The following is a 15,493-nucleotide window of genomic DNA, read 5'->3' on the forward strand; positions in this document are numbered from 1 at the left end:
GAGGTCACGGAGCAGTAACGAACCAGACCCAACTGAACCGGTTCGGGTTCCCATACTTAACCGGTTAGGCCACTATGGGCCCGATCCGCCTCCGCTCCCTGCCGGAGGCTCGACAGGACGAGGGAGTCCGACGTGAGACTGCGTTCGCTTGTAGCCGCAGTAGCGGTGTCCGCCCTGGGAGTCAGCCTGGCCGCGTGTGGCGGCAGCGACTCCGGCGACAGCTCAAACGGCGGTGGTGGAGGAGACGCGACGCTGACCTACTGGGCCAGCAACCAGGGCACCAGCCTGGACAACGACAAGCAGGTCCTGACCCCGGTGCTGGAGAAGTTCACCCAGGAGACCGGCGTCAAGGTCAACCTGGAAGTGATCGGCTGGAACGACCTGCAGACCCGCATCCAGACCGCGATCACCTCCGGCCAGGCGCCGGACGTGGTCAATATCGGCAACACCTGGGCCGCGTCGCTTCAGGCGACCGACGCGTTCCTGCCGTTCGACGGTGACGCGATGAACGCGATCGGGGGCAAGGACAAGTTCGTGCCGACGGCTCTGGCGACCGGCGGCAAGGAGGGCACCGACCCGACGTCCGTCCCGCTCTACGGTCTGGCCTACGGCCTGTACTACAACAAGGCGATGTTCGCCGCGGCCGGCCTGCAGCCGCCGAAGACCTGGGAAGAGATGGTCACCGCCGCGCAGAAGCTGACCAACCCCGCGAAGAAGCAGTGGGGCATGGCGCTGGCGGCCGGCAGCTACACCGAGAACGTGCACTTCGCGTTCATCAACGCCGCGCAGAACAAGGCCGACTGGTTCGACGCCGACGGCAAGCCGACCTTCACCGGTGACGGCAACGTGCAGGGCGTCCTGCGGTACCTCGACCTGATGCAGAAGGACAAGGTCGCCAACCCGTCGAACGCGCAGTACGACAACGGCACCAAGTCGGTGAACGACTTCGCCACCAAGAAGGTCGCGATGGTGATCAACCAGAACAACGCCGACTCCTCGATCGTTGCCAACGGCATGAAGGCCGGCGAGTACGGCGTCGTGCCGTTCCCCGCGCCGTCGGGTGGCGAGCAGGTGGCCAGCCACGTGGCCGGTATCAACCTGTCGATCTTCAAGAACACCAAGAACAAGGACGCGGCGCTGAAGTTCGTCAAGTACATGACGGACGCGACCACCCAGACCACGCTGGGCAAGCCGTTCTCCTCGCTGCCCGTGCTGAAGGACGCCAAGCCGGTGTTCACCACCGACGCGGCCGAGGCGGCGACCTTCGCCGACGTCTACAACACCAAGTCCAAGCCGCTGCCGCTGGTGCCGGCCGAGGACCAGTTCGAGAGCACCGTCGGCAAGGCGATGAACGGCCTGTTCGCCAAGATCGCGACCGGCGGCACGGTCACCGCCGACGACGTGAAGACGGCGCTGAAGACCGCTGAGGATCAGGTGGCGGCGAGTAGCTGACATGCGAACGGTGGCCCGGGCGCCAAGCCCGGGCCACCCTCGTAGCCGTCTACCCAGCGATCCACAAGACAGGAGGCGACCGGATGTCCGTCGCCACAGAAAAGGCCCCCGCCGCAGCGGTGCCCGAGCCACGGGCGACGAAGAAGAAGCGAGGGCCGGACCATCGGCCCGGGCTGAGCCGGAAACTGCCGTATCTGCTGCTCGCCCCCGCGGTACTGCTGGAACTGCTGATCCACATCATCCCGATGCTCGTCGGGATCTGGATGAGCTTCGTGAAACTGACCAAGTTCTTCATCGCGAACTGGTCCGCCGCCCCGTGGGCAGGCTTCGACAACTACCGGGTCGCCCTCGACTTCGACAACGCCGTCGGCGAGGGCCTGCTCAAGTCGTTCGGCGTCACCGTCGCGTTCTCGCTGATCACGCTCGCGCTGGCCTGGTGTCTCGGGATGGCCGCGGCCGTCGCGCTGCAGCCGCCGTTCAAGGGACGCAGCCTGGTCCGGACGCTCTTCCTGGTCCCCTACGCGCTGCCCGCGTACGCCGGCATCCTGACCTGGAACTTCATGCTCCAGCGCGACACCGGCGCGGTGAACCACCTGCTGGTCGACAACCTCGGCCTGGTCTCGGACCGGCCGTTCTGGCTGATCGGCGGCAACGCGCTGGTCTCCCTGATCACCGTCGCCGTGTGGAAGCTGTGGCCGTTCGCCTTCCTGACCCTGATGGCCGGCCTGCAGAGCATCCCGCGGGACGTGTACGAGGCGGCCTCGGTGGACGGCGCCGGCTCGATCCGGCAGTGGCGCAACATCACCCTGCCGTCGCTGCGCCCGGTCAACCTCGTGCTCGTGCTGGTGCTGTTCCTGTGGACCTTCAGCGACTTCAACACGCCGTACGTGCTGTTCGGTACGGCGCAGCCGCCCGCGGGTGACCTGATCACCTTCCACATCTACAACGCGTCCTTCCTGACCTGGAACTTCGGGTCCGGCGCCGCGATGTCCGTGCTGCTGCTGATCTTCCTGATGATCGTCACCGGCGCCTATCTGCTCATCACCGGCCGGAGGTCTCGTCGTGCGTGACACCAAGGGCTTCAAGATCTACCGGGCCGTCGTGCTGACCGTGCTCGGCCTGTTCGTGCTCGTCCCGCTCTACGTGATGGCGACCTCGTCGCTGAAGCCGCTGAGCGACGTACAGGGCGCCTTCACCTGGTGGCCGTCGAACCTCACGCTGGACCCGTTCGTGGACATGTGGCGGACGGTGCCGCTGGCCCGCTACTTCGTCAACAGCACCATCGTCTCGGTGGTCGCGACGGTCTTCTCGGTGGCGATCGCGATCCTGGCGGCCTTCGCGGTCTCCCGGTTCCGGTTCCGCGGCCGGACCGTGTTCAGCACCACGGTGCTGTCGACGCAGATGTTCCCGGGCGTGCTGTTCCTGCTGCCGCTGTTCCTGATCTTCGTGAACATCAACAACTCCATCGGCGTGCAACTGGTCGGAACCCGGCTGGGGCTGATCATCACCTACCTGACCTTCAGCCTGCCGTTCTCGATCTGGATGCTGGCCGGGTACTTCGACAGCATCCCGCGCGAGCTGGACGAGGCCGCCCTGGTCGACGGCTGCGGGCCGATGGGCGCACTGTGGCGGGTCGTCCTCCCGGCCGCGCGCCCGGGTGTCATCGCGGTGGCGATCTACTCGTTCATGACGGCCTGGGGTGAGGTCCTGTTCGCCTCGGTGATGACCACGGAGGCCAACCGGACGTTGTCCGTGGGCCTGAGGCAGTACTCCACCCAGACCAACGTCTACTGGAACCAGATCATGGCCGCCGCCCTGGTGGTCAGCGTCCCCGTCGTCATCGGCTTCCTGCTGGCCCAGCGCCACTTCGTCGCCGGCGTCACCGCGGGCGCCGTGAAGTAGCCAGTACGCCGATCCGCCCGTCCGCGCCCCGTCCAGGTCAGCCTGGGCGGGGCGCGACGAGTTTGTGCCAGGCTTCCCGGACCGGTTGCCTGGAGCACCGTCGTACGGTGGGAGGTGGAGACCACCCACGGGAGGACATGACGTGAGCGTGCTGGACGGCATTCTGGAAGGCGTCCGGGAGGACCTGGCCGAGCGACAGCGGCAGGTTCCGCTGGCCGAGCTGAAAGCACGGGTCGCCGATCTGCCCCCGGCTCTGGACCCGTTGCCGGGCTTCCGCACCGACGAGGTGTCGATCATTGCCGAGGTCAAACGCCGGAGTCCGAGCAAGGGTGATCTGGCCAACATCCCCGACCCGGCCGGGCTCGCCGCGCAGTACGCCGACGGTGGGGCCGCGGCGATCAGCGTGCTGACCGAGCAGCGGCGGTTCGGCGGATCGCTCGCGGATCTCGCGGCGGTCCGTGAGCGCGTGCCGGTGCCGGTACTGCGCAAGGACTTCATCGTCGAGGAGTACCAGCTGTGGGAGACCCGGGCGTTCGGCGGCGATCTCGCCCTGCTGATGGTCGTCTCGCTCGACGACGCTCTGCTCACCGACCTGGTCGGCCTGTGCGCTGAGCTCGGCCTCACGCCGCTGGTCGAGTCCCACACCGGGGAAGAGCTCGAGCGCGCGATAGGCACCGGCGCTCAGGTGCTGGGGATCAACGCCCGTGACCTGACGACGCTGCAGGTCGATCCGGCCGTCTTCGGGAAGCTCGCGCCACAGATCCCGACCGACCGGATTCGCGTCGCCGAGTCGGGGGTCAGCGGGCCGGAGGACGTCACGCAGTACCGCGAGTGGGGTGCCGACGTGGTCCTGGTCGGCGAGGCGCTGGTCAGGTCCGGTGACCCGACGGACTCGATCCGGAGGTTCCGCTTGGCCTAGGGCGTGTCCTAGTCAGGCGAAGAGCTTCTCGCCCCAGAAGGAGCCGGCCGGGACGCCGCCTGGGCAGGCGAAGATGCCGGAGCCGACGTGGCGGATGTACTCGTTCATCACGTCCGAGCGGGCCAGTTGCTGCTGGATCGGGATGAACTGCTTGCGCGGGTCCCGCTGGTAGGCGAGGAAGAACAGCCCGGCGTCGAGGCGGCCGAGTCCGTCCGAGCCGTCGACGAAGTTGTAGCCCCGGCGGAGCAGTTCCGCGCCGTTGTTGAACTGTGGGTGGGCCAGCCGGATGTGCGCCTCCTTGGCGACCTTGGGCTCGCCCTCGGAGTTCTTCGCCTCGAAGTCGATCGCGTCGAACTCGTCCGCCTTGCCGAGCGGAGCGCCGGTGCCCTTGCCGCGGCCGACGATCGCCTCCTGCTCGCTCAGCGACGTACGGTCCCAGGTCTCGATGGTCATCCGGATCCGCCGGGAGACCAGGTACGAGCCGCCGACCATCCAGTCCGGGCCGTCCTCCGGCTGCACCCACAACTGCTGCTCGAGCTTGTCGGTGTCTTCCAGCTTGAGGTTGTTCGTGCCGTCCTTGAAGCCGAACAGGTTGCGCGGCGTGCTCTGCGCCCGCGAGGTGGACGACGTCCGGCCGAAGCCGAGCTGGGAGTAGCGCACGGAGGTGGTGCCGAAGCCGATCCGGGCCAGGTTGCGGATCGCGTGCACCGCGACCTGCGGGTCGTCCGAACAGGCCTGGATCGCGATGTCACCGCCGCTGCGGTTGGGATCGAGGTTGTCGCCGATGAAGTGCGGCAGGTCGACCAGCGCGGCCGGCCGCTTCGCCTTGATGCCGAACCGGTCGTTGCCCTTGGCATCGATGAAGAAGCTCGGCCCGAACCCGATCGTGAGAGTCAGCCGGGCCGGCGGCAGACCGACAGCCTCGCCGGTGTCCTCCGGAGGCGCCTCGGCCGGGCCGTTCACCGCGCCGTACTGGCCGATGTCGCGGCCCGCGGTCATCAGCGCGGCCGCGGCGGTCCACTCCTTCAGCAGGGAGACGACCGCGTCCCGCTTGTTCGTGGTGACGTCGAAGGTGGCGAAGTGCAGCCGGTCCTGGGCAGGCGTGACGATGCCGGCCTGGTGCTTGCCGTGGAACTCGACCGGTCCGGTGTTGTCGGCCGCCTGCGACTCCTCGCCGGCGAGCGCGGAGTGCGCGCCGTATCCCGCGACGCCGGTGGCCACGGCCGCGCCCGCCGCGCCCAGCAGGCCGCGACGGGAGATTCCTTTGCGTTCGGTCATTTCTTCGCGATCACTCCGGCGACCTTGCTGACCGGCTCGGCCAGCGCGTCCACCACGGCTCCGAGTTGCTTCTTCTCGGCCTCCGTGGCGGTGTAGGGCTTGAAGCCGTCGCCGACGCGGTACTTGTCCAGCGCGGCGAAGACTGCCTTGAAATTGGTGTCCAGCGTGGTGACGAGCGCGGCGTCCCGCTGCTGCAGGGCCGGGCGGAGCGCCTGGATCGCGGCCTGGGAACCCTGCACGTTGGCCTGGAAGTCCCACAGGTCGGTGTGCGAGTAGCGGTCCTCTTCACCGGTGACCTTGCCGGTCGCCACCTCGTCGAGCAGTTCCTTTGCGCCGTTGGCCAGCTGCAGCGGGTTGAGCTTCACGACCTTGGCCTTGGCGACCACCGTCTTCACGTCGACCAGCAGTTGGTCGGCGTACTTCTCCATGCCCGCGGTGCTGTTCTTCTCCCACAGGGCCTGCTCGATCCGGTGGTAACCGGTCCACTCGGTACCGGGCTCGACGTCGTTGATGCGCGCGTCGATCTTCGGGTCGAGGTCGCCGAACGACTCCGCGACCGGCTCGATCCGCTCCCAGTAGGTGCGCGAGACCGGGAACAGCTCCTTGGACTTGGCGACGTCGCCGGCCTTGACCGCGGTGACGAACTCCGTGGTCTTCTGCTCCAGCGCGACCGCCTGGGAGTTCACGTAGCGCTGGTAGCTCTCGGCGGCGTTCTTCAGCGCGGTGTCCTCGTCCACCTGCGCGGCGGCGTCACCGGTCACGGTCAGGTCGCCGCGGATGCCGTCGCCGACCATGCCCGGCTTGCAGACCGCCTGGTACTTGCCGGTCGGCAGTTCCACGATCAGGTCGCGCTTCAGGCCGGGCCCGATGTTCTCGACCTCGCCCATCACCCGGTCGCCCTCGGCGTACACGTAGAACTCGGTGACCTTGCTGCCGCCGTTGGCGACGGAGAAGGTGCTGGTGCCGGACTTGACGTCGGTGCGGCTCAGCGAGCACTCGGAGTCGGTCGCCTTGACCGAGACCGGGCCGGTGGTGTCACCGGGTGCCGCGGCCGGCGCCTCGTCGGCACAACCGGTCAGACCTGCCAGCAGCAGTACTGCGCCGGCGGCAGTGGCCCGGCGGGCCGTGATGGTGATCATGCGAGGTGTCTCCTGGACGGGTGAGGGGGTGGTTCAGGCCGCTTCGGTTCGGGCTTCGGCGGCTACCGCGGACGGCGGCGTGGTGGGCTTGAGCGGCCGGAAGTAGAGCACCAGCACCGGCACGAGGTACGCCAGCCAGGCGACCGCCTCGATGACGGTCGGGGCCGGGTTGAAGTTGAAGATCCCCTTCAGCAGGACGCCGTACCAGCTGTCCGGCGGGATCACGTGCGAGATGTCGAAGGCCAGGTTGTCCAGGCCGGGCAGGATGTTCGCCTCCTGCAGATCGTGGAAGCCGTAGGCGAAGATGCCGGCGGCGACCAGGATCAGGATCGCGCCGGTCCACTTGAAGAAGACCGCGAGGTTGATCCTGACCGCGCCGCGGTAGATCAGCACGCCGAGCACCACCGAGGTGGCCAGGCCGAGCAGCACGCCGATGAACGGGGTCGCGGTGGTCGCCGTCGCCGCCGAGGCATACACGATGAACGCTGTCTCGATGCCTTCGCGGAAGACCGCGAGGAAGGCCAGCAGGACCACGGCGCGGGTGCCGATCTCGAGCGCCTGGCCCATCCGGTCGCGCAACTCCCGCGCGATGCTGCGGGAGGCCTTGCGCATCCAGAAGATCATCCAGGTGACGAAGCCGACCGCGACGATCGACATCACCCCGCCGATCGTCTCCTGAGTGGTGAACGATTTGGCCGTGAGCGAGGTGATGAACTGCAGCAGGGCCCAGCCGGACACCGCGACCGCGACGGCCGCGCCGACACCGATCCAGACCAGTTTGAGGCGGTCACGATGACCCGACTTGACCAGGAAGGTGGCGAGGATGCTGACCACCAGCGATGCCTCAAGGCCTTCTCGGAGACCGATCAGGTAGTTGGCGAGCATGGCGGAACTCCTGGACGTTAGGTACGGCTAACCTTCCGAAGGTTAACCTAAGAACTCCCATTCGCCCACTGTGTCGTAGGCCGCACCATGGCTCGGGCCTTCGCCGAGACGCGATGAGATCAACTCGATACTTTGTGCAGTCCACGCCGGGCCGCGGTACTCGTCCAGCACCCGGACCCACTTCACCACGTCGATCGGCTGCCGCGTCCGGGCCAGCGTGAGGTGCGGGGTGAACTTCCGCCCGTCCACGGTGACCCCAGCCTTGTTCGCAGCCGATCGCGTCGTCATCGCCAGATGCGGCAGCGCCTCGCTCTCGTCCCGCACCCCGGTCCACACCACCCGCGCGTCCGCCACCGACGGGAACGCTCCGGCCCCGGCCAACTGCAGGTCGAACGGCTTCTGCCGCTTGGCCGCCACCCCCAGCCGCTCGGCCAGCTCGTCCGTCTTGTACTCCGGAACGTCCCCCAGGAACGCCAGCGTGATGTGCCAGTTCTCGTCCGCCGCCCACCGGATGTCGTCATCGCGATGAGCCCGCCGCGGCTCCACGAACTCACTCAGATGCTCCACAACCTCCACCGGCGGCACCACCGCCACAAACAATCGCATCCACCAACCCTAATTCCCCCGGCAACCTGCTTTACGCCGGCGACGGGGCAAGTGATGATCGGCGGATGGGTCGGGTCGCGCGGTTGGAGGCTTGCGGCGATCGGCTGCGGTATCCGGCCGGTGCGGTTGTTGCCTCGACGGTGGATGCCTGGGGTCGGGTGGTTGCTTTGGTCAACGCAGGGCCGACCAAGGTGGTTCTTGTCGATAAGGGCCTGGTGACCGAGGTCGACGTGGCGGCGCCCAGGTTCAGGCATCGCGCTCAACGTCGGGCTCCGACGCTCCTGGGCCTACCCCTACACCGATTTCCCGCTGGTGGAGATCGATCGCGACGGCATCCGCACTATCCGCAGTACGCCGGTGAAGGGCGCGTGCGGGCTCGCCGTCGCTGGTGGAACTGTGGCCTTCCTTCGGCTCGTACGACGATCCGCGCGGCCGGTACTCCGTGACGTTCGCGCAGCTCGCCGACGGAGCGGTCGAGTCGGTCGAGACCGTTCCGCTGGTGATGCCCGACGGTTCGCCTCCTCCCGGCTGGGCGCGCCACCGGGTGTGCCGGGACAACCGCCTGTGGCTGCAGTTCGAGGATCCGCGGGACTGGTATGTGCTGGAGATCGGGGGAGACTGAGGTATGGGTGATGTTGGTGGGCGGAATCTGCCTTCGCCGTGTGTGGTGGTGTTGGTGGGGCCGGGAGCGGCGGGGAAGTCGACGTGGGCGGGCGAGGCGTTCGCGCCGGAGTTGGTGGTGTCGAGTGATCGGCTGCGGGCGTTGGTGGGGGCCGGGGAGGACGATCTGGCCGCCAGTGCTGATGCGTTCGCCTTGCTGGAAGAGGTGGTGGGGCAACGGATCGGGCGGCGGTTGACCACCGTGATCGACACATTGGGACTCGATCGGGAGCGGCGGCTCAATTGGTTGTCGTTGGCAAGGGAGCACGGGATTCCGTGCGTGGCGGTGGCTTTCGACACTCCAGCTGCCGAGTGCCGGCGCAGGAATCGCGAGCGGACCAAGCGGATCCCGGCTGACGTGCTCACCGCGCAGCTGAAGACCTGGGCCCGGGTGAAGAACGAACTGCCCGAGGATGGGTACGACGAGATCCTCGCGCCGCGGGCGGTTCGCGTAGTACCGGAGGCGTTCGTCCAAGCAGAGCAGGCGGTGCAGCGGCAGCAGGCAGCGCCGGCAAGACTTCAGTTCGGGCTGCAGTTGAGCAGTTACACCCACAAAGCGGGACGCAAGACCACGGGCGAGTGGATCCGGCAGGTCGCCACCAGGGCCGAGGCGGCGGGGTTCGACGGGATCTACGTGATGGATCACTTCCGGCAGATCCCGCAGGTCGGGCGGGCCTGGGAGGACTTCCTGGAGAGCTGGACCACGCTCGCCTATCTCGCGGCCTGCACCGAGCGCGTGAAGCTCGGCACCCTCGTCACCGGGATCACCTACCGCAACGTCGCCCACCTCGGGAAGATCGCGGCCACCCTCGACGTACTGAGCGGCGGCCGTGCGGTCTGCGGGCTCGGGCTCGCCTGGTTCAAAGCCGAGCACGACGCGTACGGCTGGGACTTCCCGTCAGTCAGCGATCGCTACGCCCTGCTCGAAGACGCGCTCCAACTGCTCCCGGTGCTCTGGGGCCCGGGCAACAAACCTTGGCGCGGCAAGGTTCTCGACGTACCGGAGACGGCCTGTTACCCACGCCCGCTGCAAGACCCGCTGCCGATCCTGCTCGGCGGCAGCGGCGACCGCACCCTCCGGCTGGCGGCCCGGTACGCCGACGCCGCGAACGTCTTCGGGGATGCGGTCAAGGTGCGGCAGAAAGCGGAGTACCTGAAGGCGCACACGGAAGCTGGCAAGCAACCACCGAGGCTCACCCACCTGTCGACCACGCTCGTCGGTAAGGACCACCAGCAGGTCAACGAACTGGTCGACCGGCTGCGACCGCGTAACCAGGACCCGGCCCGGTACGCCGCGACCGTCAACGCCGGCACGATCGCGGACCAGATCGGGCGGTTCCGCGAACTGGCCGAAGCCGGCACGGCCGAGGTGATGCTGAGCCTCCCCGACCTCGACGACGACCTCACCCCGATCGACACGATGGCCGAGGTCATCAGCGCGTTCCGCTAGCCGTCGACCTTCGCCGGCCCTGGATTCTCGCTAGCCCTTGAGCTTCAGGTTCAGCAGGGCGTTCTCGATCAGCTCGGGCATCGCCGGGTGGATCCAGTACTGACCGCGGGCCATCGTGTGCGCGTCGAGGCCGAAGCTCATCGCCTGGATGACGGGCTGGATCACGGTCGCCGCGTGCGGGCCGATCACGTGGCAGCCGAGCAGCAGGCCGGTGTCGGGATCCGCGAGGATCTTGGCGAAGCCGCTGGTGTCCTCCATCGCCCAGCCGTAGGCGATGTCGGCGTACGCCTCGCGGCCGACGACGTACCGGACGCCCTGCTCGATCGCCTCCTCCTCGGTCAGCCCGACGGACGCCACCTGCGGCGAGCCGAAGACGGCGTGCGGGACGTACCGGTGGTCGGACTCGATCCGGTCCCCCGGGTGCAGCAGGTTGTGCTTGACCACCCGTGCCTCGTGGTTGGCGACATGCTTGAGCTGGTACGGCGAACAGAGGTCGCCGAGCGCGTAGATCCCGTCGGCCGCCGTCTCCTGGAACTCGTCAACGATGACCCGGCCGTCCTCCTCCAGCTCGACGCCGGTGACTCCGAGGTTCAGCACGTCCGAGTTCGGCGTCCGCCCGACCGCGACCAGCAACTCGTCGACCACGAGCTCGTCGGGCCCCTGCGGGCTGAGCATCTCCAGCGCGATCCCGTCGTCGCGCCCCTTCACCCGGACGGTGTCGTGATCGAGCCGGACGTTGTACCGCTCCTGGGCGTTCTCCGTGTAGCGGACCGCGAGCTCCCGGTCCTCGTGCCGCAGCATCAGGTCGGAGCGCCCGATCACCGTCACCTCGACGCCGAGCGAGGAGAAGACGTGCGTCAGCTCGGCCGCGACGAACCCGCTGCCGATGATCCCGAGCCGGCGGGGCAGCTGCTCCATCCGCATGATGGTCTCTGAGGTGTGGAACCCGACCTCCTCGAGCCCTGGGATGAACGGCACGATCGGCCGGCTCCCGGCGGCGAGCACGAACTTGTTCGCGGTCAGCACCTCGGTCTGCCCGCCCTCCGCCGACGTCACGGTCAGCTCGCCGTCGGCGGTGAACCGCCCGGTGCCGTGGTAGAGGGTGACGTTCACGTTGTTCGCGTGGTGCAGCCGGTACTCCGCTCCGCTCGCGGAGATCGGGTCGATCCGGTTGAAGATGCGGTCGCGGATCTCCGGCCAGTGCACCCCGGTCAGCTGCTCGTCCACCCCGAACCGGGAACTCCCGGACGGTACGGCGGCCAGGTCGGCGGTGTGCACGAACATCTTGGTCGGGATGCAGCCGACGTTCAGGCAGGTCCCGCCGAAGGTGCCGCGCTCGACGATCGCCACCTTCCAGCCGGCGAACTCCTTGGTCACGATCGTGTTGCCGGAGCCGGTCCCGACCACTACCAGGTCAAAGTGGGTCACACCCCATTGTGACCGCCGAAGCCAATCAGGCGGCTCGGGCCCACCTGACGGACTGTCGGTCGGTACACAAGTGCCTTCCGGGGCTGGATTTCGCCCTGGCAGGTGGTGGTTGTGCCGATTTAGGGGCTGGCACCGGCGGGTTGTTCGACCACTGGCCGGTTGTTAGCCGACTGGCGGGTCGTTCGGCCGCTCGTGGCTCGTATCGGGGTCCGCTGGCGGGTCGTTCGCTGGCTGGCGGCTTGTTAGGCGCCAGTGGCCGAACAACCCGGCAGCGACAGCCTGCCGGTGGCCCCGGAGCCGCATCCTGTGCACCAGGCGTGCCCCCTGGGCCTTGTCGCCACGCCGTGGCGGGGACGCGGGGTCAGGCGACCCGGGGGGCGACGTCCACTGCTGCCTTGTCGGCGAGGAGCTCGGTCTGGGGAAGGATCTCCAGGCGGGGGCGTGGCAGCAGGCGGGGGCGGATGGCGAGGCCCTGGCGACGGGAGAAGTAGAGCACCGAACCGGTCACGCCGAGCATGGTGAGACCGCCGCCGACGATCAGCGACCACCGGGCGCCGAACTCCTGGCCGACCCACCCGATGAACGGCGACCCGATCGGCGTACCGCCCATCAGAACCGTCATGTACAGCGCCATCACCCGGCCACGCATGGTCGGCTCGATGCCGAGCTGCATGGTCGCGTTGGCCGCGGTCAGCATGGTCAGCGCGGTGAACCCGACCAGCGGGAGCACCGCTGTGAAGGACAGGTACGACGGCATCAGACCGCTGACGATGTCCATCGCGCCGAAGGCGAGCGCCGCCCCGATCACCAGCCGGCCCCGGGTCCGGACCCGCCGGGCGGCGAGCAGCGCCCCCGCCAGCGAGCCGATCGCCAGGATCGAGCCGAGGATGCCGTACTCCCCCGCGCCCTTGTGGAACGCGCTGGTCGCCATCAGCGCGGACGTCATCTGGAAGTTCAGCCCGAAGGTGCCGGCGAAGAAGACCGCGACGAGCACCATCATCAGGTCCGGCCGGCGCCACAGGTAGCGCATCCCGTCGCGGATCATGCCCTTCTCGCGCCCGGCCATCTTCGGAGTGTGCAGCTCGTCGGGGCGCATCAGGTACAGCGACAGGATCACCGCGGCGTAGCTGAAGCCGTTGATCATGATCACCGGCCCGGTCCCGATCCAGGCGATCAGCAAACCGGCCAGCCCCGGGCCGATCAGCCGGGCCGCGTTGAAGGACGCCGAGTTCAGGCCGACCGCGTTCGACAGGTCGTCCTTGCCGACCATCTCGACCACGAACGACTGCCGGGTCGGCGCGTCGAAGGCGGTGCCGATGCCGAACACGAAGGCCAGTGCGTAGACGTGCCACGTCTGCACCAGTCCGGTGACGGCCAGGGTGCCGAGGACCAGGGCGACGGTTGCCATCGCCATCTGGGTGACGGTCAGCACCCGGCGCTTGGGGAACCGGTCGGCGATCAGGCCGGCGTACGGCGAGATCAGCAGGGCGGGCAGGAACTGCAGGCCGGTGACGATGCCGAGCGCCGTCCCGGAGTGGGTCAGCTCCAGGACCAGCCAGTCCTGGGCGACCCGCTGCATCCAGGTGCCGGTGTTCGAGATGATCGCGCCGGTGGCGTAGAGACGGAAGTTGCGGACTTTGAACGCGCGGAAGGTCGGACTCATGGGGCCGCCAGGCGTTCGAGAACAGGTGCTGCCTTGCGCAGGATGTCGCGCTCCTCGGGGGTCAGTTTCTTCAGCTTGGTCTGCAGCCACTCGTCGCGGCGGCGCCGGTTGGCGCGCAGCAGGTGGTGCGCGGCATCGGTCAGCTCGACCACGATCTGGCGCTTGTCGGTCTCGTGCGGGCGGCGGGCGACCAGGCCCGCCTCCTCCATGTTCGACACGATCCGCGTCATCGACGGCGGCTTGACCTGCTCGTGCGTGGCCAGCTCGCCGATCGTCATCGCGTCGTGCTTGCCGAGTGCACCGAGCACGCCGAGCTGGTTCGCGGTGAGGTCGTGGCTGTCCACTCGCTGCCGGCGGATCTGCCGGGACAGCCGCAGCGTGGACGATCTCAGGGCGCTGGCCAGCCCGACGTCACTCTTCACCTGCTGGGCTACGACTTCGGGCATGTGTTTAGCCTAACTCATTACCTTTGCTAACGAAAATGAGTTGCCGCCGTATTCCGCACGCAGTCAACCGGTGACTCCACCCACCCCCGGGCACGCCCGAACCGCCTCGCGCCCCGGGTGGACCGGGGTGCGAGGCTGCGCGCGGTGGTACGGACCGGTTGTTACCAGCGCGGGGTCGGCTGGGTCTTCAGGTCGTGGGGTTCCATGAAGCGGAAGCTGTTGCCGAACGGGTCGCTGATCGTCATCACCCGGGCCCACGGGGCGTCCTCGGGCCAGGGCACCCAGACGCCCGGTCCCCACACGTCCATCCTGGTGCGCTTCTCGTTCAGCTCGTCGTGCAACCGGTCCAGCCCGGCCGTCCAGATCCCGATGGTGGCGCCGGGCGACGCGACGTACCCAGTCTCGGTCAGGTGGAAGGTGCTGCCGGAGCGGGTCACCTGGCCGTAGAACGGGCCGTCCTGGCCATCCGACGGGCCGCCGAAGTCGAGCCGGCAGCCGAGGAAGTCGACGTAGAAGGTCTTGGCCTGCTCGACGTCGAAGATCCGGAGCACCGGGATGGTGATGACGCCGGCGCCGCTGCCACCGTCGCCGTCGATTCCGGACAACTGCTCCGTCTTGGCAGCCATCACGTTCCAGTTGTCGTGCCCGAACTGCCGGGACACGATCTCCAGCGCCTCGCTGTGCGAGATCTCGGTCTCCTTGCGCCCGAGCAACTCGGCCCGCAGCGTCTTCGCCATCGTCTTGGCGTCGCGGAAGGTACGCATCTGATCCTCCAGGCGGACATCACCGACCAGTGCCTGCGTTGCTGATGCGTCCGCCACACGGAGAACCGGATCAGAAGGAGAAGCGATGCGTTCACCGAACCCGTGATCACCGGGCGCAGGCGGCCGGCCGCATCAGCCGTGCGATCAGGCTAGAAACCCCGGCAGACCCTGTCAACGACGACCGGAGGCACTGGTCCCGGTGGCTGCTGCTCGCGGGCGACCCGGATCGACGTACGCCGTACGACTGGTGTGACGGGTTACCGGGGTATGGCGGCCGAGGCCCGGCTGTGCTGCCACTTCTGGGTGATCCATCGTTGTCCACCGGCCGCGGTGCTGTCCTGCGACGACGTGCTGACGCGGCCGTGCCCGGTGCCCGCGATCTCTGGCGTCTATGCCTGGTACTTCGACCAGCCTCCGCCGCATGTCCCGACACAGGGCTGCCACATCACCGCCGCTGGCGCCTTGCTGTACGTCGGGATCTCGCCGAAGGCACCGCCCAAAGACGGTCGCGCGGGTAGCCGCCCCCTGCGGTCGCGCATCCGGTACCACTTCCGGGGCAACGCGTATGGGTCGACCTTGAGGTTGACGCTGGGCTCGTTGCTCAGCGAAGAACTGGGCATTCAGCTGCGCAGAGTTGGCAGCGGGCAACGGATGGCCTTCGGCCACGATGAAGCGGTGGTGTCCGACTGGATGGCTCATCATGCGCATGAGTGCCGCGCCGCCACCGCAACGCCCTGGCTACTGGAAAGCCGACTTATTCACAACCTGGTACTCCCGCTGAATCTCGACCAGAACAAACACAGCGGCGCCGAGCTCACTGCTGCCCGCGCCAATCAACGCGCACGGGCACGCGAACTACCCATTAGCTAGCACCGCCGGCACGTCGAGCGCGGATGGGACT

Annotated in this window: 15 protein-coding genes; 7 read left to right on the forward strand and 8 right to left on the reverse strand. The window is 68.0% G+C overall.

Going from position 1 to position 15,493, the window contains the following annotated elements; genetic code table 11:
- Window positions 1-132 precede the first annotated feature (132 nt).
- From EV648_RS29620 to trpC, 4 genes are all read left to right on the forward strand, one after another.
- On the forward strand, window positions 133-1,452 hold the full coding sequence (locus EV648_RS29620) for an ABC transporter substrate-binding protein (protein ID WP_132298413.1): 1,320 nt from the start codon (window positions 133-135) through the stop codon (window positions 1,450-1,452).
- A gap of 83 nt (window positions 1,453-1,535) precedes the next feature.
- Window positions 1,536-2,522, forward strand: a complete 987-nt coding sequence (locus tag EV648_RS29625) for a carbohydrate ABC transporter permease (RefSeq protein WP_132298414.1) — start codon at window positions 1,536-1,538, stop codon at window positions 2,520-2,522.
- The gene (locus tag EV648_RS29630; protein WP_132298415.1) at window positions 2,515-3,354 is read left to right on the forward strand and encodes a carbohydrate ABC transporter permease; all 840 of its coding nucleotides are present in this window, start codon (window positions 2,515-2,517) and stop codon (window positions 3,352-3,354) included. Before EV648_RS29625 ends, EV648_RS29630 begins: the two co-directional genes overlap by 8 nt.
- Before the next feature lie 142 nt (window positions 3,355-3,496).
- The gene (trpC, locus tag EV648_RS29635; RefSeq protein WP_132298416.1) at window positions 3,497-4,273 is read left to right on the forward strand and encodes an indole-3-glycerol phosphate synthase TrpC; all 777 of its coding nucleotides are present in this window, start codon (window positions 3,497-3,499) and stop codon (window positions 4,271-4,273) included.
- 12 nt (window positions 4,274-4,285) lie between these two features.
- Here trpC and efeB read toward each other — a convergent pair whose 3' ends face one another.
- Genes efeB through thpR form a run of 4 tightly spaced genes read right to left on the reverse strand, consistent with a single transcriptional unit; the run spans window position 4,286 to window position 8,181 of the window.
- A complete protein-coding gene (gene efeB / locus EV648_RS29640; protein ID WP_132298417.1) occupies window positions 4,286-5,551 on the reverse strand; it encodes an iron uptake transporter deferrochelatase/peroxidase subunit in 1,266 nt (421 codons plus the stop codon).
- Window positions 5,548-6,690: an iron uptake system protein EfeO gene (efeO, locus tag EV648_RS29645; protein WP_132298418.1), complete on the reverse strand. Its 1,143-nt coding sequence runs from the start codon at window positions 6,688-6,690 to the stop codon at window positions 5,548-5,550. The genes efeB and efeO overlap by 4 nt, the downstream gene beginning before the upstream one ends.
- A 33-nt stretch (window positions 6,691-6,723) precedes the next feature.
- Window positions 6,724-7,575, reverse strand: a complete 852-nt coding sequence (efeU, locus tag EV648_RS29650; protein WP_132298419.1) for an iron uptake transporter permease EfeU — start codon at window positions 7,573-7,575, stop codon at window positions 6,724-6,726.
- 42 nt (window positions 7,576-7,617) lie between these two features.
- Window positions 7,618-8,181, reverse strand: coding sequence for an RNA 2',3'-cyclic phosphodiesterase (gene thpR, locus EV648_RS29655; RefSeq protein WP_132298420.1), 564 nt, complete (start codon window positions 8,179-8,181; stop codon window positions 7,618-7,620).
- Window positions 8,182-8,569: 388 nt separating this feature from the next.
- Between thpR and EV648_RS29660 the strand changes: the two genes are divergently transcribed.
- Window positions 8,570-8,803, forward strand: a complete 234-nt coding sequence (locus EV648_RS29660) for a hypothetical protein (protein ID WP_132298421.1) — start codon at window positions 8,570-8,572, stop codon at window positions 8,801-8,803.
- A 3-nt stretch (window positions 8,804-8,806) separates the two neighbouring features.
- Entirely contained in the window at window positions 8,807-10,291 is a 1,485-nt protein-coding gene (locus EV648_RS29665; RefSeq protein ID WP_241995704.1) for an LLM class flavin-dependent oxidoreductase, read from the forward strand.
- A 30-nt stretch (window positions 10,292-10,321) separates the two neighbouring features.
- On the opposite strand, the gene EV648_RS29670 is transcribed toward EV648_RS29665, so the two are convergent.
- From EV648_RS29670 to EV648_RS29685, 4 genes are all read right to left on the reverse strand, one after another.
- Window positions 10,322-11,719, reverse strand: coding sequence for a mycothione reductase (locus EV648_RS29670; protein ID WP_132298422.1), 1,398 nt, complete (start codon window positions 11,717-11,719; stop codon window positions 10,322-10,324).
- 361 nt (window positions 11,720-12,080) lie between these two features.
- Complete coding sequence (locus EV648_RS29675; RefSeq protein ID WP_132298423.1) at window positions 12,081-13,382, reverse strand: MFS transporter; 1,302 nt, start codon at window positions 13,380-13,382, stop codon at window positions 12,081-12,083.
- The gene (locus EV648_RS29680; RefSeq protein WP_132190838.1) at window positions 13,379-13,828 is read right to left on the reverse strand and encodes a MarR family winged helix-turn-helix transcriptional regulator; all 450 of its coding nucleotides are present in this window, start codon (window positions 13,826-13,828) and stop codon (window positions 13,379-13,381) included. The genes EV648_RS29675 and EV648_RS29680 overlap by 4 nt, the downstream gene beginning before the upstream one ends.
- Before the next feature lie 161 nt (window positions 13,829-13,989).
- The gene (locus EV648_RS29685; protein WP_132298424.1) at window positions 13,990-14,592 is read right to left on the reverse strand and encodes a glyoxalase superfamily protein; all 603 of its coding nucleotides are present in this window, start codon (window positions 14,590-14,592) and stop codon (window positions 13,990-13,992) included.
- 267 nt (window positions 14,593-14,859) lie between these two features.
- On the opposite strand from EV648_RS29685, the gene EV648_RS29690 reads away from it, so the two are divergent.
- A complete protein-coding gene (locus EV648_RS29690; protein ID WP_199234892.1) occupies window positions 14,860-15,462 on the forward strand; it encodes a GIY-YIG nuclease family protein in 603 nt (200 codons plus the stop codon).
- Window positions 15,463-15,493: the final 31 nt, after the last annotated feature.

The organism is Kribbella sp. VKM Ac-2568 (genome assembly GCF_004345365.1).
Classification (GTDB): domain Bacteria; phylum Actinomycetota; class Actinomycetes; order Propionibacteriales; family Kribbellaceae; genus Kribbella; species Kribbella orskensis.

Bases quoted from the DNA above. Each gene is read 5' to 3' on its own strand.
- EV648_RS29690 (WP_199234892.1), top strand. From the start codon at position 14,860: ATGGCGGCCGAGGCCCGGCTGTGCTGCCACTTCTGGGTGATCCATCGT.
- EV648_RS29665 (WP_241995704.1), top strand. From the start codon at position 8,807: ATGGGTGATGTTGGTGGGCGGAATCTGCCTTCGCCGTGTGTGGTGGTG.
- EV648_RS29675 (WP_132298423.1), bottom strand. From the start codon at position 13,382: ATGAGTCCGACCTTCCGCGCGTTCAAAGTCCGCAACTTCCGTCTCTAC.
- EV648_RS29680 (WP_132190838.1), bottom strand. From the start codon at position 13,828: ATGCCCGAAGTCGTAGCCCAGCAGGTGAAGAGTGACGTCGGGCTGGCC.
- EV648_RS29625 (WP_132298414.1), top strand. From the start codon at position 1,536: ATGTCCGTCGCCACAGAAAAGGCCCCCGCCGCAGCGGTGCCCGAGCCA.
- efeU (WP_132298419.1), bottom strand. From the start codon at position 7,575: ATGCTCGCCAACTACCTGATCGGTCTCCGAGAAGGCCTTGAGGCATCG.
- thpR (WP_132298420.1), bottom strand. From the start codon at position 8,181: ATGCGATTGTTTGTGGCGGTGGTGCCGCCGGTGGAGGTTGTGGAGCAT.
- efeO (WP_132298418.1), bottom strand. From the start codon at position 6,690: ATGATCACCATCACGGCCCGCCGGGCCACTGCCGCCGGCGCAGTACTG.
- efeB (WP_132298417.1), bottom strand. From the start codon at position 5,551: ATGACCGAACGCAAAGGAATCTCCCGTCGCGGCCTGCTGGGCGCGGCG.
- EV648_RS29685 (WP_132298424.1), bottom strand. From the start codon at position 14,592: ATGCGTACCTTCCGCGACGCCAAGACGATGGCGAAGACGCTGCGGGCC.